At 74.6% G+C, this 21,584-nt stretch carries 18 protein-coding genes; 9 read left to right on the plus strand and 9 right to left on the minus strand.

Annotation, left to right across the window (positions count from 1 at the left end; genetic code table 11):
- The first annotated feature begins 11 nt into the window (after positions 1-11).
- From OG444_RS07770 to OG444_RS07780, 3 genes are read left to right on the plus strand one after another with little or no spacing between them, the layout of a single operon-like run.
- Complete coding sequence (locus OG444_RS07770; protein WP_327261447.1) at positions 12-356, plus strand: DUF962 domain-containing protein; 345 nt, start codon at positions 12-14, stop codon at positions 354-356.
- A 45-nt stretch (positions 357-401) separates the two neighbouring features.
- Entirely contained in the window at positions 402-869 is a 468-nt protein-coding gene (locus OG444_RS07775; RefSeq protein WP_405788137.1) for a Zn-ribbon domain-containing OB-fold protein, read from the plus strand.
- Positions 866-2,056 (plus strand): lipid-transfer protein, encoded by a 1,191-nt coding sequence (locus OG444_RS07780; RefSeq protein WP_327261449.1) that lies wholly within the window; start codon positions 866-868, stop codon positions 2,054-2,056. Before OG444_RS07775 ends, OG444_RS07780 begins: the two co-directional genes overlap by 4 nt.
- 179 nt (positions 2,057-2,235) lie before the next feature.
- Here OG444_RS07780 and OG444_RS07785 read toward each other — a convergent pair whose 3' ends face one another.
- The 4 genes from OG444_RS07785 to OG444_RS07800 are packed head-to-tail and all read right to left on the minus strand — an operon-like array spanning position 2,236 to position 6,592.
- A complete protein-coding gene (locus OG444_RS07785) occupies positions 2,236-2,862 on the minus strand; it encodes a GTP-binding protein (RefSeq protein ID WP_030389931.1) in 627 nt (208 codons plus the stop codon).
- A complete protein-coding gene (locus tag OG444_RS07790; RefSeq protein WP_405792595.1) occupies positions 2,843-3,286 on the minus strand; it encodes a DUF742 domain-containing protein in 444 nt (147 codons plus the stop codon). The genes OG444_RS07785 and OG444_RS07790 overlap by 20 nt, the downstream gene beginning before the upstream one ends.
- A gap of 43 nt (positions 3,287-3,329) precedes the next feature.
- Positions 3,330-3,767, minus strand: a complete 438-nt coding sequence (locus OG444_RS07795; protein ID WP_030016314.1) for a roadblock/LC7 domain-containing protein — start codon at positions 3,765-3,767, stop codon at positions 3,330-3,332.
- On the minus strand, positions 3,764-6,592 hold the full coding sequence (locus tag OG444_RS07800; protein ID WP_327261451.1) for a nitrate- and nitrite sensing domain-containing protein: 2,829 nt from the start codon (positions 6,590-6,592) through the stop codon (positions 3,764-3,766). The genes OG444_RS07795 and OG444_RS07800 overlap by 4 nt, the downstream gene beginning before the upstream one ends.
- A gap of 465 nt (positions 6,593-7,057) precedes the next feature.
- Between OG444_RS07800 and OG444_RS07805 the strand changes: the two genes are divergently transcribed.
- On the plus strand, positions 7,058-7,489 hold the full coding sequence (locus OG444_RS07805) for a hypothetical protein (protein ID WP_327261452.1): 432 nt from the start codon (positions 7,058-7,060) through the stop codon (positions 7,487-7,489).
- 156 nt (positions 7,490-7,645) lie between these two features.
- Here OG444_RS07805 and OG444_RS07810 read toward each other — a convergent pair whose 3' ends face one another.
- The 3 genes from OG444_RS07810 to OG444_RS07820 all read right to left on the minus strand — a co-directional run bounded on the left by OG444_RS07810 (position 7,646) and on the right by OG444_RS07820 (position 15,052).
- Complete coding sequence (locus OG444_RS07810; RefSeq protein ID WP_327261453.1) at positions 7,646-12,355, minus strand: hypothetical protein; 4,710 nt, start codon at positions 12,353-12,355, stop codon at positions 7,646-7,648.
- A gap of 68 nt (positions 12,356-12,423) precedes the next feature.
- Positions 12,424-13,326 carry a hypothetical protein gene (locus OG444_RS07815; protein ID WP_327261454.1) on the minus strand — a complete coding sequence of 301 codons (903 nt, stop codon included), beginning with the start codon at positions 13,324-13,326 and terminating at the stop codon, positions 12,424-12,426.
- Between the two features lie 220 nt (positions 13,327-13,546).
- The gene (locus OG444_RS07820; protein WP_327261455.1) at positions 13,547-15,052 is read right to left on the minus strand and encodes a hypothetical protein; all 1,506 of its coding nucleotides are present in this window, start codon (positions 15,050-15,052) and stop codon (positions 13,547-13,549) included.
- 98 nt (positions 15,053-15,150) lie between these two features.
- Between OG444_RS07820 and OG444_RS07825 the strand changes: the two genes are divergently transcribed.
- The 5 genes from OG444_RS07825 to OG444_RS07845 all read left to right on the plus strand — a co-directional run bounded on the left by OG444_RS07825 (position 15,151) and on the right by OG444_RS07845 (position 19,149).
- Entirely contained in the window at positions 15,151-15,945 is a 795-nt protein-coding gene (locus tag OG444_RS07825) for a LamB/YcsF family protein (RefSeq protein WP_327261456.1), read from the plus strand.
- Positions 15,942-16,565, plus strand: a complete 624-nt coding sequence (locus OG444_RS07830; RefSeq protein ID WP_327261457.1) for a 5-oxoprolinase subunit B family protein — start codon at positions 15,942-15,944, stop codon at positions 16,563-16,565. Before OG444_RS07825 ends, OG444_RS07830 begins: the two co-directional genes overlap by 4 nt.
- Entirely contained in the window at positions 16,558-17,436 is an 879-nt protein-coding gene (locus tag OG444_RS07835) for a biotin-dependent carboxyltransferase family protein (protein WP_327261458.1), read from the plus strand. Before OG444_RS07830 ends, OG444_RS07835 begins: the two co-directional genes overlap by 8 nt.
- Before the next feature lie 73 nt (positions 17,437-17,509).
- A complete protein-coding gene (locus OG444_RS07840) occupies positions 17,510-18,082 on the plus strand; it encodes an RNA polymerase sigma factor (protein ID WP_327261459.1) in 573 nt (190 codons plus the stop codon).
- A complete protein-coding gene (locus OG444_RS07845) occupies positions 18,079-19,149 on the plus strand; it encodes a hypothetical protein (RefSeq protein WP_327261460.1) in 1,071 nt (356 codons plus the stop codon). Before OG444_RS07840 ends, OG444_RS07845 begins: the two co-directional genes overlap by 4 nt.
- A 104-nt stretch (positions 19,150-19,253) precedes the next feature.
- Here OG444_RS07845 and OG444_RS07850 read toward each other — a convergent pair whose 3' ends face one another.
- A complete protein-coding gene (locus OG444_RS07850; RefSeq protein ID WP_327261461.1) occupies positions 19,254-20,651 on the minus strand; it encodes a HEAT repeat domain-containing protein in 1,398 nt (465 codons plus the stop codon).
- A gap of 332 nt (positions 20,652-20,983) precedes the next feature.
- Positions 20,984-21,406 carry an ankyrin repeat domain-containing protein gene (locus tag OG444_RS07855; RefSeq protein WP_327261462.1) on the minus strand — a complete coding sequence of 141 codons (423 nt, stop codon included), beginning with the start codon at positions 21,404-21,406 and terminating at the stop codon, positions 20,984-20,986.
- Positions 21,407-21,584: the final 178 nt, after the last annotated feature.

The following is a 21,584-nucleotide window of genomic DNA, read 5'->3' on the forward strand; positions in this document are numbered from 1 at the left end:
ACCGTGCCCGCATGACTTTCAGCTCGTACGAGGAATTCTGGCCGTACTACGTCGCGATGCACTCGCGCGCCGCCACCCGCTGGGTCCATCTCACCGGCACGCTCACCGGCCTGGCCGTCGCCGCCTACGGGCTGGCGCGCGGCCGCCGGCGCTACCTCGCCGCCCTGCCGCTGATCGGGTACGGGACCGCCTGGCCCGCGCACTTCCTGATCGAGGGGAACAATCCCGCCACCTTCGGCCATCCGGGATGGTCGCTGCGCGGGGACGCGCAGATGATCCGGATGATGCTGGCGGGGCGGGACGCGGAGCTGGGCGAGATCGCCCGGAAGTGGCTCGCCGAGAACGGGTGCCCCTGAGGGCCCTCTCGTGACAGACTCCTGACGATCCGTCAGCTATCTGGCATGGGAGGGGTCTTGGCACGCACACGCACACCCGTCGTGAACGGGTGGTTCACCGGGTCCGCCGAGGACGGCGGCTTCCGGCTGCTCGGCACCCGGTGCTCCGCCTGCACCGCGGTGTTCTTCCCCCGCGAGGACGCGTACTGCCGCAATCCGCACTGCCGCGGCGGGGGCGAGCTCGTCGAGGTGCCGCTGTCCCCGCGGGGCCGGGTCTGGTCCTACACCGACGGGCGCTACCGGCCGCCCGCCCCGTACGTGTCCGACCCGGCCGAGCCTTGGGAGCCGTACACCCTGGTCGCGGTGGAGCTGGAGGCCGAGGGGATGGTGGTGCTGGGGCAGGCGGCGCCCGGGGTGGGGGTCGCCGATCTGGCGGTCGGGATGGAGGTCGAGGTGGTCGGGGGCGTGCTGGGCGAGGATGCCGGGACCGTCTGGACCACCTGGCACTTCCGGCCCGTGGGAGGCACCGGGTGAGCGCCGACATCGCGGTCCTCGGGGCCGGCATGCACCCCTGGGGCAAATGGGGCCGCAGTTTCGTCGAGTACGGACGGGCCGCGGCGCGCGAGGCGCTCGCCGACGCCGGACTCGACTGGACGGACGTGCAGTCGATCGTCGGCGCCGACACCGTGCGTTCGGGATACCCGGGCTACGTGGCCGGCGCCACCTTCGCCCAGGCCCTCGGCTGGCAGGGCGCGCGGGTGACCAGCGTGTACGCGGCCTGCGCGTCCGGTGCCCAGGCGATCGGGGCGGCCCGCGCGCAGATCCTGGCGGGCCTGGCCGACGTGGTCCTCGTGGTCGGCGCGGACGCCGCGCCCAAGGGGTTCTTCGCACCGGCGGGCGGCGACCGTCCCGACGATCCGGACTGGCTGCGGTTCCGCGTGCTGGGCGCCACGAACCCGGCGTACTTCGCGCTCTACGCCCGCCGCCGGATGGCCCTGTACGGCGACACCCTGGAGGACTTCGCCCAGGTCAAGGTGAAGAACGCGGCGGCCGGACTGCTCAATCCGCACGCCCGCTACCGCAAGAAGGTCACCGCCGAGGAGGTCGCGGCCTCGGCCGTCGTCGCCGATCCGCTCCGGCTGCTCGACATCTGCGCCACCTCCGACGGGGGCGCGGCCCTCGTGCTCACCAGCATGGACTTCGCGCGGGCGCGCGGGGTGACCGATCCCGTGCGGATCCGGGCGGTCTCGACGGTGACGCCCACGTATCCGCGGACGGTGCTGGACCTGCCGGACATCGCCACCGACTCGTCGGTGGCCGTGGCGCCGGCGGCCGGTTCCTTCCGGTCGTCGATCGCTCGCGCCGCCTACGAGGAGGCGGGGCTCGGCCCGGACGACCTCTCCTTGGCCGAGGTCTACGACCTGTCCACCGCCCTCGAACTGGAGTGGTACGAGGACATCGGGCTGTGCGGCGAGGGCGAGGGGGCGAAGCTCGTACGGGAGGGAGCGACGGCTCTGGGCGGCCGGATCCCGGTCAACACCAGTGGCGGGCTGGCCTCCTTCGGGGAGGCGGTGCCGGCCCAGGCCATCGCGCAGGTGTGTGAGCTGACCCGGCAGTTGCGCGGTACGGCCGGGGAGCGGCAGGTTCCCGGTGCGCGGGCCGGGATCACCGCCAACCAGGGGCTGTTCGGGCACGGTTCGGCCGTCGTCGCCGTGCGCTGAACGGCCGGTGTTGTCCGAACGCTTGACGGCCCCCGGCGGCAGGTTCACACTCGCTCCACAGTCCCGCGCCGCGACCGGGACCCGGAACCCCCCGTGAGAGCAGCGGCCCGTACCCCAGTCGGCGGGGGTACGGGCCGCCTCCGTGCCGGGCCCCGGTGCGGGCACGCGGGCCGATGGTGTCAGGCTCCCGCCGAGAGGCTCCGGCGCCGCTCGCGCGCCAGGGACATCGCGTGTTCCACGACCCCCACCAGCACGTCCTTCACGGACTCCCGGTCCCGCGCGTCGCACAGCAGCACCGGCACCCCGGGATCGAGGTCGAGTGCCGTCCGTACGGTCACCACCGGGTGCCGGTCGGCTCCGTCGAAGCAGTTGACCGCGACCACGAAGGGGATGCCGCGCCGTTCGAAGTAGTCGATGGCGGCGAAGCAGTCGGCGAGGCGACGGGTGTCCGCGAGGACGACGGCGCCGAGCGAACCCTGCGCCAGCTCGTCCCACAGGAACCAGAAGCGGTCCTGCCCGGGCGTGCCGAACAGGTACAGCACCAGGTCCTCGCGGAGCGTGATGCGCCCGAAGTCCATGGCCACGGTGGTGGTGCTCTTGCCCTCCACTCCCCCGGTGTCGTCGACACCGACGCCCGGCTCGGAGAGCCGTTCCTCGGTGCGCAGGGGTCTGATTTCGCTCACCGCACTCACCAGGGTGGTTTTGCCCACCCCGAAGCCGCCCGCGACCAGGATCTTCAAGGTCAGCGGTTCGACCGGCGACACCGCGTGCATGGCACCGGTGCGGCTAAAGCGCCCGAAGGCCATCGATCACCTCACGCAGAATGGATTCATCGGGCAGTTCGGCCGGGGGTACCGGCCTGGTCACGTGGACCAGTTCCTCGTCGACCAGGTCGCCGATCAGGACGCGGACGACCCCGACCGCGAGGTCGAGGTCGGCCGCCAGTTCGGCGACCGACTGCGGTCGGCCCCGGCACAGCCCGAGGATGTGGGCGTGTTCCGGAGAGAGGGTCATGTCCCAGACCGGATCGTCGGCCGCCGGTTCGGCGACGACGAGCGCGATCAGGTCGAGGCGGTGCTGGCCCGCATGGCTGGTCCGGCCGCGGGTCATGGCGTACGGGCGGACGACGGGGCCTGCATCGTCGTCGAACCAGTGCGCGTGGTCGGGGTCGAGCTCGAGCTCGGGGTCCGGCTCGGGGTAGGACGGGTCGACGGGGAAGCCGGCGGGAATGCCGGCGGGGTGGTCCTGGCCTGAATCGCTCATGCCCTACGACTCACCCTCCGGCTGGCAGCCCGGTGCGCGGGGCGGTCGCCAGGTGGTCGCCGACGCGCTTGACCATGAGCGTCATCTCGTACGCCACCTGGCCGACGTCTGAATCGGCGTCCGCCAGCACGGCCAGGCAGCTGCCGTCGCCCGCGGCCATGACGAAGAGGAAGGCCTCGTCGAGCTCGACCACCGTCTGGCGCACCCGGCCGGAGTCGAAGTGCCGGCCGACGCCCTTGGCGAGGCTGTGGAAGCCGGAGGCGACCGCCGCCAGGTGCTCGCTGTCCTCGCGGGTCAGGTCCTTGGAGCTGCCGGTGGGCAGGCCGTCGCCGGACAGGACCACCGCCTTGCGGATGGAGCCGACCCGGTCGACGAGCTCGTCGAGGAGCCAGTTGAGCGGGCCGGAGCCGCGGCCCCTGGTGTCGTTGCCGGTCTGCGGTGCGGTCATCGACCGTCCCCTTCGTTCTCGTTCGCGGGACCGCCGGCGGCGGAGGTGCCCGCCTCGGTCTCGGACTTCTGCTGTGCGTGCTGGTTGCGGCCCGCCGTCCAGCCACGCTGGAGTGCGGACATGCGCGTACGTACGTCGTCCGCGTCGCGGTCGGCCACCTGGTCGGGGGCGGCTTCGGCGGGGGCGGCCGACAGGTTGTTCTTGAGCTGGGGCGCCAGGTTCGCCTGGCGGACGCGGCGGGGCAGCCCGCCAATGCCGGGGCCGGGTGCGGCGGCCCCGCCGGAGCCGGCATCGGCCCCGGGCGCAGCGGCCTGGCCGGGCTGCGGGACCACGGACACCGGGCGGGGCTCCACCCGGCGGCCGTGTTCGGCGACCAGAGTCGGTGTGGGGCGGCGGCGCGGCAGCGGTACGGCTCCCTGGGAGCGGGCGGCCTCCGCACGTGAGGCCTCCACGCGCTGGGTGTCGAGCCGGACCGGGCCGGTGGGGGCGGGCGACTCGCGGTCGTGATCGCCCTTGCGGGCGCCGTGGCGCTCCGCGTGCCGGTCGGTGTGCGGCCGGTCCGCCGGGCGCAGGCCCAGCAGGGCGCTGCGCGGGGTGCCGTTCGGCGGGGTCTCGTCGTCGAGCGTCGCCATGACCGGGCGGGCGGAGGAGCCGTTGCGGCTCGTGATCGCCGTGGGGGCGTCGTCGAGCACCGCGGCGTCGTCGAGGCCGTCCAGCCGGTCCAGGCCACCGCCCACGAGCGGGGCCTCCAGCTCGACCGGGCCGCGCAGTTCGGCGGCGGGCAGCGGGCGGCCGGAGGGCGCGCGCTCCATGGCGGCGGGCGTGGGCCGCTCGGACCCGGCCCTGCCGAAGTGGCCCGGCTTGTCGGACCTGCCGGGCTTGACCGCGGCGCGGGCGCCGTCGAACCGCGCGCCCGATCCGTTGGTCTCGGGAGCCTCGGTCAGCAGGGACACGGGGAGGAAGACCACCGCGGTGGTGCCCCCGTACGGGCTGGGCTGGAGGACGACCTTGACGTTGTGGCGCTGTGCGAGGCGGCTGACGACGAACAGGCCGAGACGGTCGGTGTCGGAGAGTTCGAACTCGGGGGTCTCGGCGAGCCGGAGGTTCGCGTCGAGCAGTGCCTCCGGGGTCATGCCGAGGCCGCGGTCGTGGATCTCCAGGGTGAAGCCGTTGGCGACGCGCTCGCCGTGCACCTGGACCGCGGTGTGCGGCGGCGAGAACACCGTGGCGTTCTCCAGGAGTTCGGCGATGAGGTGCGTGATGTCGGCGACGGCCGGGCCGACGATGCCCAGACGCGTGAGCCGGCGCACCTCGATGCGCTCGTAGTCCTCGACCTCGGCGACGGCGGCCCGTACGACGTCCATGAGCTGGACGGGCTTGCGCCACTGGCGGGAGGGCGCGGCGCCGGAGAGGATCACCAGGCCCTCGGCGTGCCGGCGCATGCGGGTGGTCATGTGGTCGAGGCGGAAGAGGTCGGCCAGCTCCTCGGTGTCCTCGGTACGGCGTTCCATGGTGTCGAGGAGGGTCAGCTGGCGGTGCAGCAGCACCTGGTTGCGGCGGGCCAGGTTGACGAACACCTCGGAGACGCCGCGGCGCAGGTCGGCCTGCTTGACGGCGGCCTCGACGGCGGCGCGCTGGAGGGTGTTGAGGGCCTGGCCGACCTGGCCGACCTCGTCCTTCTCGTACTCGAGGTGGGGCGACTCGGTCTCCACGTCCACGTGCTCGCCCGCGGCGAGGCGGCGCATGACGCTGGGCAGCCGGACGCCCGAGGCCTCGTGGGCCTCCTTGCGGAGCCGGGAGAGGTCGCGGACCAGGTCGCGGCCGATCCGTACGGAGAGGACCAGGGACACGATCAGGGCGAGGAAGCCGAGGATGCCGGCCGCGGCGGCCTGGACCATGACGTCCATGGCGACGGGCTCGATGCGCTGCTGGTAGCGGTTGCCGGCTTCGGTGTTCATGGCCGCCAGGTCGTCCAGGACCTTCGCGGAGGCCTGGTCCCACTGCTCGGCGGTGACGCTGCGCGGCTTGTTGACCGCGCCGCCGGCGATGAAGCGCTCCTCGGCGTCGCGCAGGGGCTTGGTCTCGGGGTCCCTCCAGTACTGCTCGAAGCGCTCGCGGTCCTCGGCGGGGAGGGTCACGAGGTTGAACTCGTAGAGCAGGGTGCGCTTGGCGGCGAAGTCCGACACGTGGCGGACGTCGGAAGCCGTGACGTTGCGGGCGGCGAGGGCCGAGGCGATGACGGCGTCCTCGCGGGAGAGCAGTTCGCGGGCGCGGCTGATGCCGACGAGGGCGCGGCCTTCCTTGTCCACCTCCACGTTGTCCAGGCCGTGGAGGTTCATGAGGAAGTCGTAGCAGGGGTCGACCAGCCGGTTGTAGAGCTCCAGGGCCTGGGTGGGCTCCAGGGCGTTCTGGTCGACGGAGCGTCGCATGGAGCCGATGCCCTGGAAGGCGGAGACGATCGAGCGCAGCCGCTGGGCGCTGTCCGTGCTCAGCTCGTCGATGACCTTGGGGTCGCGGGCGCTGACGCTGATCTTCTCGACGGCCTCGTCGGTTTCGGCCCGGCGCTTGGTGAGTTCGGCCGTGGCGGTGGCGGCCCGGGGGTCGCCGAGGACGACGAGGGTCTGGCGCCGCTCCTTCTGGATGACGCGGGCGACGTCCTCGACCGGGTAGCCCACCTTGTCGATGATGTAGGCCACGTCGAAGAGTTGGATCGCCTCACGGCCGGTGATGACCGTGGCGAAGCTCCAGAGCGCGGTCAGGGAGACGAGCGGCACAAGGAGCAACGCCACGATCTTCCGGCGGATGGACTTCCCGCGAAAGCGCATGGCCTCCCCAGCCTCCCCCAGGTCAACCCCGTTGCCGGGGGTCGGTGTTCCGTCATTTAAACGGCGTGAGCCTACTACTGCTGCGGAGCAGCTTCGAAGGGGTGTCCGGACGTTTTCGGCCTGCCACCGGGGCGAAGATCACCAGTTGTCCGACACTTCCGGTCAAGTGCGGCCCGATATGTGGCAGATGACACTTGGTGAGGTGTCGGTTCCTGCAACCCGATGGATGGCTGGAATTGTTCGTTCCGCGATCAATCGAGCCCGCGGAGGGTATCCGCGATTCGGGAATCTCTCGGCATCTCCGGACGTCTGTCTGTTCGAGGGGACACGTCGGAACCGGCGTGGTGGGTAGACGTGGTGAGTGGACGCGACGAACAGGCACGGCGAGTGGGTACGACCAGTGGGTACGACAAGTGGGCATGGCGAGTGGGCATGGCGGACCGCGCGGTGGGGAGTGAGCGGACCATGAGCAGGGACGAGGGCGGGCGCGCGGGCGCGAGCACCGGCACGGCAGGGCGGGGACTGTGGGTCGAGGAGCCGGCCCGGCGGCGGCGGATGCCGGATCCGGTGCGGACCTCGGCGGTACGGGCGGTGCTGATCGTGTCCGTGACGCTGACGCAGGCCACGATCACGTTCTTCCTGACCCTGGCCGGGTCCTGGCTGGCCCTCCCGATGGCGTTCGGCGCGATCGCGGGGACCATCGTGGCCACCTGGGGCGTGCTGGACGTGTGGATCACCCGGCAGACGTGGAACCAGCGGTACGGGGTCCTGTCGGAGCCGAGCAGTACGGCGCGCAGGCGCCGTCGTGAGGCCCGCCGGGCCGCCAGGGTGGCGCGGGAGCCCGCCAAGGGCCGAATACCCCGCGAGGACGGCCCTCTGGCGGCCTCAGGGCGCTGATCCGCGCGCCGGCGTGCCCGGGGCCGCTCGCGGGGTGGCGTGCCCAGCGCCGGCGCGCGGGCCGGCGTGCCCGGGCCTCGCGCGGGGTGGTGTCCTCGTGCGTCCCGGCCGGGCCGGCCGGGACGGCCGGGACGTGCGGATGCGTGCGGGTGTGCCTCAGGAAACGCCGCTGCGGCGGAACATGCGGGTCGCCGTGATCTCGCCGTGGATGGTCTCCGCCTCCGGGGACTGCTGCGGCAGACCCGGACGCAGGTGTTCCTCGACGCTGATGTACTTCAGACCCGCCCGCAGGTCCGCGTCGTTGCGCAGACGGATCACCAGCGGGAACTCGGCGAGCGCCGTGGTGTCGAACAGGCCGGTCGTGTACAGCAGCTGGACGCCGAGCGCGTCGGAGACGGCCCGCTGGAGCTCCAGCAGGTACGTGGCGTTCGCGCGGCCGATCGGGTTGTCGAGGAACAGCGTGCCCGCGTGCCGGTGCTTGTCGCGGCCGCGGTCGTTGCTGCGCAGCGCCGCCATCGTGCAGTACAGCGCGATCGCGGCGGTCAGCAGCTGCCCGCCGGAGAAGACGTCGCCCATCTGCCCCACCGGCACCCGCTCGGCCCGCAGCACCGCGTCCGGCTTGAGGATCTCCACCGAGATGCCCTTGGGCTCCAGGGCCGCCTGGACACCCCGCAGCAGCAGGGACATGCCGTCCCGGCGGCCCTCGCCGAAGGAGGCGCTGCTGTTCTTCTTCACGGCCGCGCGCGTCGCCTCGTCGATGACCTCGCCGAGCCGCTCCGTGAGCGTGGCCTGGTCGGGCTCCTCGAAGCGGATCCGCAGGAACTCCTGGCCCGACCATTCTCCGAGCCCCTCCGGGAGCTGCGAGAGGCGCTGCGCCGAGCGGAGCGTGGCCAGGGCCGATTCGACGAGGCCGCGCAGGCGGTCGACGATGCTGTCGCGGTTGCGCTCCAGCTGCGCCAGTTCGTCGGTGAGGACGCGCAGCCGGGGCGCGAAGGCCGCCGCCCAGGCCGCCGCGTGCTCGGGGAGGGCGGAGGCGGGCAGTTCGCGGATCTGCTGGCGCGCGGGGGTGCGTACCTGCTCGTAGCGGGTCGCGTTGGCGTGCCGGACCAGGATGTCGCTCGCCTCGCGCACCGCGGACTCGGCGGCCGAGAGGTCGGCCGAGCAGCCGCGCAGGGAGCGGCGGGCCTCGGTGGCCGACTGGCGGGCCTCCTCCAGGGTGCCCTGGTGGGGCACCGGCTCCTGCTCGTCGTCCTGGTGGGTGTGGTCGCGCAGCAGGTCGCGCAGGAGCGCCGCGGTCTCGTCGAAGCCGCCGGCGCCGTCCTCGGCGGTGCGGTGGGCGCGCAGCAGGTCCGCGTGGGCGGCCCGGGCGCTCTCCACGGCCGCACTGTGGGCCGCGAGCTGGGCGGTGGCCGTGCGCAGCAGGGCCTGGGCCTGCTCGACGCCCTCGGGGACGAGCTCCTCGGGGAGTTCGGTGTGCGCCTCCCCCTCGGCGGGGGCGTGCCGTTCGGCCTCGCCGCGCAGTCGGCCGAGCTGCTCGCTGGCGGTGGACGCGCGGGTCTCCAGCATCTGTACGAGGGCCTCGGCGCGGGCGGCCGCGGCCTGGCGGGAGGGGCCGTCGGCGCCGTCGGTGCCTTCGAGAAGCTGGGCGGCCCGGGTGCGGACCTTGTTGGTGAGGCGGTCGAGTTCGGCCAGGGCGGCGCTCTCGTCGCTCTCGGCGCGGGCCTGTTCGGCTCGCAGGTCGGCGCCGACGCCGACCTTCTCGTAGAGCTGGGAGGCGGCCCGGTAGGCCTCGCGCAGGTCGGGCAGTGGCGCACGGGAGCCCTCGCCGGAGCCCTCGGGCAGCGGGTCGGGGGCGCCGGCGATCTCGGCGCGTTCGGCGCGCAGGGCGCGGGCGGTGCGACGGGCGTCGTCGGCGGCCCGCTGGGCGGCGCGGCGGTCCTCGTCGGCGGCGCGGGCCCGGTCCAGGCACACCTCGGCGCGGGCCTCGGACTCGGCCGCGTCGTCGGCGAGTTCACGGAGCCTGGCCTGCCAGCCGGCACGCTCGCGGAGCCGGAAGGCGAGCCCGGCGAGGGCGTCGGCGGCGCGGCGGGCCCGCTGGGCGGTGTCCTGGCGCTCCTCGCGGACACGGGCCGCGTCGGCGGCGGCCTCGTCGGCCTCGGCGCGTACGGTACGGGCCTCCGCGAGCTCGGCGTCGGTCTCCTCGGCGAACATCCGGGCGGCGACGGCCGCTTCCGCGAGTTCGGTGAGGCGGCCGGGCGGGCAGCCGTTGCGCCAGGAGGCGAGGCGGGCGGCGAGTTCACGGTCACCGGCGAGGCGGGCGGCGAGGTCGCGGATCTCGGTGTCGCGGGCGCCGGCGCGGGCGCGCAGCGCCTGGCGCTCCTCGTCGGCGGCGTGCTCGTCGTGCATGGCCGGGTTCGGCGGTACGAGGAAGACCCCGGAGTCGGAGTCGGCGTCGGCCGGCAGCGGGGCCAGCAGGGCGGCCGCCGTACCGACGGCGACGGTGGAGCGGGGCAGCAGGGCGGCGCCGGACAGGACCTCGCGGGCCCGGCCGTGGGTGTCGGGGTCGGTGATGACGACGCCGTCGACGAGTTCGGGGCGGGCGGCGAGCACGGCGGCGTGGTCGGCGGGGTCCACGGACTGGGCGAGGTAGCGCCAGCCGGGGAGGGCGGGAATGCCGTGCTCGCCGAGGTACTCGACGGTGGCGAGGACGTCGGGGCCGGGCGGCAGAAGGCCGCCGTCGCCGAGCGCGCCGAGGATGCGGGCGTCGTCGGCGGCGGCGGTGCGCAGCTCGAAGAGCTGGCGCTCGGCCGCGGCGACCCCGTCCGTGAGCAGGGTGTGCAGGTCGTCGGCGTTCCGGTCGAGGTCGGCGACGGTCAGGCCCTCGCCCTGGGCGGTCCCGGTGTGGCCGGGGGCCGTGGCGCCGGCGGCGGCAGGGCGCCCGGCCGCGCCGGAGGCGGCGGCTCCGACGGCGGCGTCGGCCTGCGCACCCGCGCGCGGGTGCGGGAGGAAGGCGTCGGGGACCGACGGGAGGCCCAGCAGCTCCGCCAGGCGCGGGGCGGTGGCGAGGGAGGCCGCGGCCCGGTGTTCCGCGTCGTGGGCGGCCTCGGCCGCGTCGGCGGCGTCCGCCGCGCGGGCGGCGGTGAGCTCGGCGCGGGATTCCGCTGCGGCGGCCTCGCGGGCGGCCTCGGCGGCGGCCCGGGCGGCTTCCCGGGATTCGTCCCAGGCGGCCACCGCGGTCTTCTCTGCGTCGGTGGCGGCGAGGGCCGCGCGGGCCGGGTCGGCGTCGGGGGCGGTGTCGTCGAGCCAGCCGGCGCGGACGGCCTCGGCGGTCTCCTGCTGGACCTCGGCGAGCCGCGAGCGCAGGTGCTCGGCCTCGCTGCGGGCCCGCTGGGCGGCCGTGGCGGCGGCGGTGGCATCGCGGTGGGCGGCCTCGCCGGTGGCCTGGAGGACGGCGGACCGCTCCTCCTCCTCGTTGGCGAGGCTCTCGCCGTGCTCGGCGGCGGTGTGCAGGGCCCGGACGAGCTCGCCGGCCGCCGTGGCGCGGGCGGCCAGCGCCGGGGCGGCGTCCCGCTCGGCCTCCAGGATCGCGGCGGCGACCCGGGAGGAGCGGTCGGCGGCGGCGCGGTGGCGCAGTACGTTCTCGGCGGCCTGCCAGGCGGAGTGCAGCGTGCGGGCTTCGAGGAGTTCGCGGCGCTGGGCGGCGGCGGCCTTGTCGGCGACGGTCAGGGCCAGCGAGGCGTGCCGGTAGGCGAGTTCGGCGGAGACGGCGGCGCTGCGGGTGCGGGCGGACTCGGCCGCGGTGACCTGGTGGGCGGCGCCGGTGACCTGCTGGGCGAGTTCGGCGGCCCGGCCGCGCTCCTCGGCCGCCCGGGCGGACAGCCTCCGGGCGAGGGTGCGCGTACGGCGTTCCGCGCCGGCGTGGACGTCGCGCAGCCGGGAGCGGGCCTGGGCGGCCTCGACGATGCGGGTGAGCAGGTCCACCGAGCCGGCGGTGAAGTCCCGTTCGGCCATCAGCTCGGCGCGGCGGCCGAGCTTGTTGCCGAAGCCGTGGACGAGGTCGGCGAGGCCGTCCGTGTCGCGGGTGTCGGTGACGGCGCGCAGCAGGAGGTCGGTGAAGTCGGAGTCCTTCTTGACCGCGAAGAGGCCGGCCGCCTCACCCTCGTCGGCGTTCATCTCGCGCTGGTAGCGGAAGAGTTCGGGGTCGAGGCCCAGTTCGGTTAGGTGCTCGTTCCAGCGGTCGTGGATCTCCTCGAAGTACACCTCGAGGTGCGGGTACGCCTTGCCGGCCTCGGTGAGGGCGTCGCGGAAGCCCTTCATCGTGCGGCGGCGGCCCTGGGCCCCGGAGACGCCCTCGACGGGCGGGCGTACGGAGGTGGCCTCGGCGACGGGCAGGCTGTCGAGGCTCAGGCCCGGTCCGGGGCGGAAGGAGTACCAGGCCTCGGCGAATTTGCGGGGGTCGCCAGAGACCTGGCGGCCGCGCCATTCGCTGACCTTGCCGACGACCACGCACTCGCCGGTCTGGGTGTGCTGCCACTCGAGGGCGACGTGTCCGCAGTCGTCTGCGAGCAGGAACTTGCGCAGGACGCCGGAGCTGGCGCCGCCGAGGGTGTTGCGGTGGCCCGGGAGCATCACCGAGAAGATCAGCTTGAGGAGGACGGACTTGCCGCCGCCGTTCTCCAGGAAGAGCACGCCGGCGGGCGCGGGGCGGCGCGGCGGTCCGGTGGGCTCGTCCTCGAAGAACTCCGCCTGGGCCGGCGCCGGGTGGGGCACCGGTTCGCCGACTCCGCGCAGGTCGAGCACGGTGTCGGCGTAGCGCGCACCGGCGGGCCCGATGGAGTAGAGGCGGATCCGGGACAGCTCGTACATGGCGGCGGACTCTCGTGGGGTGTCTGGGTGAGGCAGGGGGTACGGGGACCGGGCTCTGGGCGCGGTGCTCAGGAGTGGAACGGGAGCCCGGCGTCGGCGGCCAGGTCCAGGTCGTCGCCCTCGGGCGGCGGCAGCAGGGTGGCGGAGCCGTCGGTGACGGCGACCACGCCGAGCTCCAGGAGCTCGGCCATCGCCGCGCTGCCCGCCATGTCGCGGACCTGGAGCTGGTAGCGGGGGGTGGTGCGGTAGGTGCCGCCGGCCTCGTCCCCGGTGCGCTGGAGGAAGCCGGACTCGGTGAGGAAGGCGGCCGCCTTGCCGACGATGCCGGTGGTGGAGCCCGCGAGGCGGCGGGCGTCCTTGGTGGCGCCGGTCGCGCTGCGGCGGGCGTAGACGCGCCAGGCGGCCTCCAGGCCGGGGGCGTCGGAGGCGGGGTCGGTGTTCTCGCCGAGCTCCTCGGCGCGCTCCTCCAGGCGGCGGCAGGTCTGCCGGACGAAGGCGTCGACGCCGTTGACGGTGATGCGGCCGATGTAGCCGTCGTCGGCGAGGTCCTCGGGGCGCGGGAAGGCGAGGGCGGCCACGGCGAGGTGCGCGAGGCCGTGCAGGAAGCGGTCGGCGGAGTCGGCGGCGGTGCGGCGGGCGTAGTCGCCCATGCGGACGGCGAAGACGGAGTCCTCGCCGGCGGCCACGGCCATGCCGGCCCGGGGGGACACCTCCAGCACGACGAGGCCGAGGCCGGTGGCGACGGCGTCGGCGAGGCGCCCGAAGGCGGGGTCCTCGCGGTAGCGGCGCAGCAGTTCCGCGTATTCGGCGTCCCGGGCGGGGAGCAGCTTGGGCTGCAGCCCGAACGCGACGAGCCGGGCCGCGTCGGCGGCGTCTGCGGGGGTGACGGCCCCGGGGGTGGCGGGCACGGCGGGAGCCGACGGCGCGTCGGGCTCGCTCCACGCGGGGTGCTCGGCGTGGTGGTCGCTCACGAGTACGTCTCCTCGGCGGTGCGGGTCGTTCGGGCGGTACGGGGTCCACTGCGTGGCGCCGGGCATTCAGGCCTCGCCGGCGTTTGAGGCGCGGGGTCCGGGGCGGCGCCCCAGGAAACCCGGCTCCGCCGGGCACCGGGCTCCGCCCGGACCCTCCCCCGGCTACCGCCGGGAGGTGCCCCTTGCTCAAACGCCGGCGGGGCTGAAGATGCGGCGGCGCTCACACCGCCTCCGCGCGGTCGGCGGCCATGCCGGCGGCGTCCAGGAGCGCGGTGCCGACGATGAGGTCGGCGCCTCCGAACTCGGGGTCGTCGAGCTGCGTGCCGTCGTCCACCGCGAAGAGCAGCCGCTCCTCGCCCTGCCGGTAGGCCGTGCCGACGGCCGGGCTCGCCGCGTGGACGGCCAGCAGGGCCACCAGGTACGGCAGGTCCGGATCGCTGCGGCGGGCCTCCGCCAGCAGCCCGGACAGCCTGCGCGGGGCGTCGTGCGGGAGGTCCAGGAGCTCCTTCGCGGCGGCGAGCTGCTCCTCGCTGAAGCGGCTGTCGTCCGGGGTGGCGATGAGGTCCGGCTCGGGCATCTCCGCGCCCAGGTGCTCGCGCTCCACGGGCGGCGTGAGCAGGATCTCGACCAGGTCCGCCACGCGTACCGAGACGGGCGTGCGCAGCCCCGCGCCGGAGGCGAAGAAGGCGGCGGTGACCCGGCCCGCCTGCTCCAGGGGAAGCGGCAGGAGCGGGGCGACGAGCTGCCCGTACAGGTCGATGCCGGAGCGGGGCGCGGGGGCCGCGAACGCCTGTCGGTCCTGTTCGGCACGGAACAGCGGTCCGGCGTCCAGCAGCCGGGACTGGAGCTGGGTGTGCCGGCGGATGCAGTCCTTGACGATGTCGACGAGTTCGGCCGCGCGGCGCTTGTTCTCCGGCTCCTCCGCCTCGTCGCGCGCCTTGCGGATGTTGGTCAGGATCGCGTTCTCGTGGCGGTAGCGGTCGGCGACGTGGTCCAGGGCCTCGGCGATCATGTCGGGCACGGCCTGGAGCCAGTCCACCGCCCGGACGTTGCGGCGGGTCGCGTCCAGCGTCCGGCGCAGGGTCTCGGCGTACTGGACGGTCCGGTAGCGGGCCTGCTCGGCGGCGAGCTGGGCGTCGGCCAGCCGCCCGCGGCTGATCAGCACCTCCAGCTTGACCTCGGCGGCGATCTGGGCGCTGGTGACGTCGGTGTCGAGGGCGCCGACCAGCACGTTGACGGCCTCGTCCGTGGTGCGCAGGTAGACCACACCGCCGTGGCCGAGGACCTCTTCGATCAGCTTGAAGTCGTAGTCCCGGCGGACGTAGACGCCGTCGGGGCCGAAGGTGCCGTAGATCGCGCGGAAACCGCGGTCCACGCTGCCGACGTTGATCAGGTTCTCCAGCACCCAGCGGGCGACCCGCTCGTGCTCGGCCGCCGGGCGGGACGGGGCCTGGGCCGCGACGCGCGGCAGCAGCCTGGCCACTATCTGCTCGTGGTCGGCGCCCGTGTCGAAGTCCATGTTGAGTGTGACCAGGTCGATCGCGGCGAGCGCGACCTCCGCCATCGCGTAGACCCCGTACTCGCCGGCCAGATTGGCCTTGCGGACGTCGAGGTCGTGCAGCGGGGCGGTGCAGGCGAGGGCGCGCAGCCGCCGGGCCAGGCCCTCGTCGGCGGCCGGGCCCGGCGCCGGGGACGGAAGGGTCTTCGCCGGGGCAGGGAGAGTCACGCACAAAGACTAGGTCCTGTTGCTGACAACATCCCAAACGGCATGGTTCGGCCGGATCGTCCCGGGGCCGTACCGCCCCGCTGCTCTACGCTCGGCGCATGGATTCCATGATCGCATCCGATCCCGTGATCGACCTCAACGCCGACCTCGGCGAGGGCTTCGGGCGCTGGACGCTCACCGACGACGAGGCCCTGCTCTCCGTCGTCACGAGCGCCAACGTGGCCTGCGGCTTCCACGCCGGCGATCCGTCCATCATGCGCCGGGTCTGCGAGCTGGCCGCGGAGCGGGGCGTACGGATCGGCGCGCAGGTGTCCTACCGCGATCTGGCCGGCTTCGGGCGGCGCTCCATGGACGTGCCGCCCGGCGAACTCGCCGACGAGGTGGCCTACCAGATCGGGGCGCTGGAGGTGTTCGCGCGGGCGGCCGGCTCCCGGGTGTCCTACGTGAAACCGCACGGCGCGCTCTACAACCGCACCGTGCACGACGCCGGCCAGGCCGCCGCCGTGGTCGCGGGCGTCCGGCTGGCGGCCGGGTCCGGCGCCACCGGCGGCCTGCCGGTGCTCGGTCTGCCCGGGTCACTGCTGCTCGCCGCCGCCGAGGAGGCCGGGCTGGCCCCCGTACCGGAGGCCTTCGCCGACCGTGCCTACACGCCTGCCGGGACGCTGGTCCCGCGTGGCGAGCCGGGCGCCGTGCTGCACGACCCGGACGCGGTGGTGGAGCGGGCCGTGCGGATGGCCGCTGAGCGGGCGGTGACGGCTGCCGACGGGTCCGCGGTGCGCGTGGCCGCGCGCTCCCTGTGCCTGCACGGGGACACCCCGGGGGCGGCCGGACTCGCCCGCCGGGTCCGCGAGGCGCTGGGCGCGGCCGGGGTCCGGGTGGAGGCGTTCGCGTGAGGCCGCTGGTGGTGGGCGGTGAGGCGCTGCTGATCGAGCTGGACTCGGCGCAGGAGGTCGCCGCGCTCCACGCGGAGCTGCTGCGCCGCCGGGACGCGGGCGAGCTGGGTCCCGTACGGGACCTCGTACCGGCCGCACGGACCGTACTGCTGGACGGCGTACGGGACCCGGCCGCGCTCGGGGCCCGGATCGCGCGGTGGGAGGTGCCGCCGCTCGCGGAGACGGAGGGACCGCTGGTCACCGTCCCGGTGCGGTACGACGGCCCGGACCTGGCGGAGGTGGCCCGGCTGTGGGGGGTCGCCCCGCGGGAGGTCCCGGGGATCGTCGGCGCGACCGTCTTCCGGGTGGCCTTCTGCGGCTTCGCGCCGGGCTTCGGCTACCTGACCGGCCTGGCGGAGCGTTTCCACGTCCCGCGGCGGGACACGCCCCGTACGGCCGTCCCTGCGGGCGCGCTGGCGCTCGCCGGGGAGTACGCGGGGGTGTATCCGCGCGCCTCCCCCGGTGGCTGGCAGCTGATCGGCTCGACGGACGTGGTGCTCTGGGACCCGCTGCGGGAACCGGCGGCGCTCTTCGCGCCTGGGGTCCGGGTCCGGTTCGCGGAGGGGGACGGCCGTGGCTGAGGGGCTGCCGGGGCTGCTGGTGGTGCGGCCGGGGGCGCTGACCACGGTCCAGGACCGGGGCCGCCCGGGCCGGGCGCACCTGGGGGTGCCCCGCTCGGGAGCCCTCGACACGGCGGCGTACGCGCTGGCCAACCGGCTGCTCGGGAACGCCCCGGACGCGGCTGCGCTGGAGACGACCCTGGACGGGGTCGCCCTCCGGGCCCTCGTTGCGACGACCGTGGCGGTGACGGGCGCACCCTGTCCGGTACGGATCTCCGGGCGCCCGGTGGCCTGGGGAGCGCCGGTCCGGCTCCCGGCCGGGGCGGAGCTGGAGGTCGGCCGGGCGGAGTCGGGCCTGCGGAGCTACGTCGCGGTGCGGGGAGGCCTGGCCGTTCCGCCGGTCCTGGGCAGTCGCTCGACGGACCTGCTGTCGGGACTGGGCCCGGAGGTGCTGTCGGCCGGGATGCTGCTGCCGGTGGGCCCGGCGGGCCCGGATCCGGCCCCGGGAGCGGACGCCTGCAGTCTGCCCGGGGCGCCTTCGGAGCTGCTGCTCCCGCTCCGCCTCGGCCCCCGGGCGGACTGGTTCACCGGGGCCTCCCTGGCCGGGCTGTGGCGTGCGGAGTTCCGGGTGTCGGCGCGGTCCAACCGCATCGGCCTGCGTACGGAGGCCGGTTCCGCGCTGGTCCGCGCCCGGCAGGGGGAGCTGCCGAGCGAGGGCATGGTGCTGGGCGCGGTCCAGGTGCCGCCGGACGGGCTCCCGGTGGTGTTCCTGGCCGACCACCCGGTGACGGGCGGCTACCCGGTGGTGGGCGTGGTCCCGCCGGGCCCGGCCCTGGACGCGGCGGCGCAGGCCCGGCCGGGCATCCCTGTCAGGTTCGTGCGGGCTCGATGAAACGTTTTCGGGGGCTGCGGCCAAGTACCGGGTGAGGGGGCCGGCCGGGTCCCCGAGGCAGGGGAGGAACCGGGTGCGCAGCCCACGACACGAGACCGGACCGCCGGATCTCACCACGCCCGAGGGGTTCGCGGCCTTCTACGAGGAGCACATCGACGCCGTCCTCGGCTTCGTCACCCGCCGGGTCGCCGACCCGCACCTGGCGGCCGACCTGACGGCGGACATCTTTCTCGCGGCGATGGGATCGGCCGGGACCTACCGGGGCCACAGGGGAGCCCCGGTCGCCTGGCTGTTCGGCATCGCCCGCAACATCCTGTCGGGGCACGCCCGGGGGCTGGCCCGCGAGAGCGGAGCACTGGCCCGGCTGAGCGGGCGCCGCCTCCTCGACGAGCAGGACGTCGCCGCGCTGGAGGAACGCATCGACGCCGAGCGGGCCTTCCGCGACCTGACAGAGCGCCACGCGGCCCTCTCCGAGCCACTGCGCGCCGCGCTCGACCTGGTCGTGATCGACCAGCTCACCCCGGCCGAGGCCGCGCAGGCCCTCGGCGTCACCCAGGCGACGGTCCGCGTCCGCCTGCACCGGGCCCGGCGCGCGCTGCGCGGCCCGGACCCCGTCGCCGAACCCCAGTTGGAGGCAGCCCGATGAGCACCCGGCCCAGCGGCTTCGAGGACCGGCTGAAGGCCGCGCTCCTGGCCCGCCTCCCGGATGTCCCGCCGGCGGCCCCCGCCCGGTCCTTCGCCCGGCGGTTCGGCATCCCCCTCGCGGTGGGCGTCGCGACGGCATGTGTGGTCGCCGTCATGGCGCTGCCCGGCAGCACCCGCAACGGCTCGCTGCCCGCCGAGGCGCCGAGTTCCGCACCCGAGATCAAGAAGGATCCGGACGGATCGCTCCGGTTCAAGCTGCCCGAGCACGATCAGATCCCGGCCCTGGTGGACCGGCTGAAGAAGCTGGGGGTCCAGGTCTCCCTGGTCCCGAAGCGGCCCCCGTCCCAGTGTTCCGAGCCCGGCGGCGGTTACCGCGGTCCACAGGCGGGCCCCGAGGCCGAGGTCATGCAGCACGGTGATGACGACTTCGACCTCAAGGTCAACGCGAAGACGGTCCCGCCGGGCTACACGCTCACGTTCACGTGGGCGGACTACCACCCGCTGGGTGATCAGGGGATCGGCGTCGGCGTGATCGAGTCCTCCAAGGTCCCGTCCTGCTCGATCGACTACTACGAGGGTCTGGACGAAGCGCTGAAGGCGCGCTCGGAGCCCCCGAAGGACCCTGGCAGGACCATCGAGATCCCCGCGCCCAAGCCCGACGAACTGTCCGAGGTGGTGCGGAGCCTCCAGGAGCAGGGGGTCAGCGTCGCGGTGACCGAGAAGAAGCCCGCGTCGGAGTGCACGCATGTGGGTGGCGGCTACCGAGGGCCGCAGGCCGACCGCGAGGCCGAGCTGTCCCGGGAACGGATGGGCTCCACCTTGAAGATCAACTCGAAGACGGTTCCTCCGGGGTACACGCTCGTGTTCTCGAAGCCGGCCAGGCCGTCGAGCCCCGGCGCCAGGGTCGGGTACGGCGTGAAGGAGACGTCGAAGGTCACGCCCTGCGAGATCGACTTCTCCCCGAGCGACGAGGAACGGGCCAGGTTGGAGGCGGATCTGCAGGCCAAGCTCAAGGAGCGTCAGGGCATTCCCGCCGCACCGCCCGCCGGCACGTCGTCGTCGCGGTAGGACCGGCCTCGTCCGCCCCGGCCCCTCAGGGCCGGGGCGGACGCGCGTCCGCGCGCGGGCGGGAGCGGGATCAGCCGGGTCCGGGGATCGTCGCCCCCGGGGTCCTACACGGCCGATTCCGGGGTGATGCGGCTGCGGACGGCCGACTGGACGTCCTCCTCCTCCGCCGGATCGGCGGCCAGGCGGCGCAGCCGGGGCGCCACGCGGGCGTCGGCCGTTTCGGCATGGCGGGCGGCCACCTCGCGGGTGGTCTCCTCGCAGTCCCACAGGCATTCGACGGCGAAGCCCGCTGCGAAGGTGGGGTCGGTGCTGGCGAGGGCCCGTGCGGCCCGGCCGCGCAGGTGGGAGGAGGCCGTCTCGCGGTAGATGTGGCGCAGCACGGGGGCCGCGCAGCCGACGGCGAGCCGGCCGGCTCCGTCCACCAGGGCGAACAGGCGCGGGTTGTCCGGGCCGGCGCCGCGGACCGTGGAGCGCAGGGCTCCCAGGACCAGGGCCGCGTCCTCGGCTCCGCCGCGGGCGGCCAGGACGGCCGCGGCGGCCTCTCCCAGGGCGTCGGGTCGGTGGATCCAGCGTCGGGCCCGTTCGACGGCCTCGGGGCCGCACATGCGCTCGTAGGCGGCCACGGCGGGCTCGTCGGCGGCGGCCTCGATGAGGTCCAGGACGGCCGGGTTGCCCGGCTCGGCGAGGACCAGGTGGTGCAGGGCGGTGGCCCGGGCGGCCTCGCCGTCGGCGCCGGCGGCGGCCGCGAGGATCGCGGAGCGGTCCTCGGGCTGGGCCACGGCGGCCAGGCAGCGGGCTGCGGGGACGTGCAGCGGCGTGCCGCGGCGCAGGCCGTCGGCGGCCCAGTCGAAGACGGCCTGGACGCCCCAGCCGGGACGGGGCCCGCTCGGGGTCATCTGTCGCTGCCAGCGGTCGAAGGAGCCCTGCTGACGGGCGGCGCGCAGGCGCTCGCCGTACTGGGGGGTCTCCTCCCACAGGCACCACGGGCGGGGCTCGTAGGCATCGCGGACGGCGGCGGCCAGCCGCGCCTCGCCCTCCGCCGTGGCGGGGAAGCGGGCGAGGACGGGCGCGGCCAGGGACCGCAGTCCGTGGTCGTCGTCGCGCAGGGCGAGCTCGTCGAGTGCCCAGGCCCAGTTCGCCCCGGTGGCCGCGTAACGGCGCAGCAGCATGAGCGCGTCGTCGCGGCCGTACGAGGCCAGGTGGCCCAGGACGGACAGGGCGAGGCCCGTGCGGTGGTCCTCCTCGTCGACGAGGTCGTCGGCGCCGAAGAGGTGGGCCTCGATCTCGCCCAGCGGACCGGCGAGGTCCAGGTACAGCCGGGCGTAGTACAGGGAGCGGTTCTCGACCTGCCAGTCCTGGCGCGGATCGCGGAGCACGCACTGGTTGAGGGCCTCGAGGGCCTGGGCCCTCGGTGCCGCGAGTGCGTGCAGCGTGCCGTCGCCACGGCCCCGCTGAAGGAGCCCGAGCAGGGTACCGCTCGGCGCTATGACTGGTTCGAACATGGGAATGGCCTCAAATCAAGCTGGGGACGCAACCGGGAATCGGGATTCACAGGGCCGCGTAACAGCATGTGAGGACGTCCGCCGTCATGTTCCGCTTGATGTAGACCATTGCCTTCTCACTCTCGTCGGTGCTTCGTGACCATGGAGGCCGGGCCGGGCCGGCACACCCTTCGTGTCCTGCCCGCTTCTGCCCGTCCCCCGTGCTCGCGAATCGAATCCGACGCCATGATGACCCAGCCGGTTTGTGCGCCGCGACCACATTTATGGCCGCCGTGACCAACCTGTGAGGTCGGGATGCGCCCGGGCCGGGCCAGATCCCCGGCAAAACCGGACTACTTGGCTCCGAAAAGTTCCAGCAGGTCGGCCTTGGCGAACATGCGCGCAGTGTCCACGGCGGAGGGGGTTCCGGCATTCGGATCGGCCCCTCCGGCGAGCAGGGCGCGGATGACGGCCTCCTCGCCCTTGAAGACGGCGCCGGCGAGCGGGGTCTGGCCGCGGTCATTGGCGCGATCGGCCTCGGCGCCGCGGGCCAGCAGGGCCGACACGGCGTCGGCGTGGCCGTGGTAGGCGGCGAGCATGACGAGGGTGTCGCCGCGGTCGTTGGTGAGGTTCGCCGGGACCCCGGCGTCGAGGTAGGCGGCGAGCGCCCCGGTGTCACCCTGGCGGGCGAGGTCGAAGATCTTGGTGGCCAGCTCGATGACGTCCTCGTCGGGGACGTCCTGGGAGCCGGAGCCCTCTGCGGCGTGCTCGCTCATCGTTTCGTACCGCCTTTCACTCGTTGCTGACATGGTCCGCCCGCCCGTTGCGACGTCGAAGACCCCGGTCGCGGGCCGCGTGGGCAGGGGGGGTGCACGGCGCTGCGTCCGTACGGGTGAATCGCCAGAGTAGCGCCCTGGCCTGCACATGTCCGGGTCGGGCCGAGGCAATGATCAC

The sequence above is a fragment of the Streptomyces sp. NBC_01232 genome (assembly GCF_035989885.1).
GTDB lineage: Bacteria > Actinomycetota > Actinomycetes > Streptomycetales > Streptomycetaceae > Streptomyces.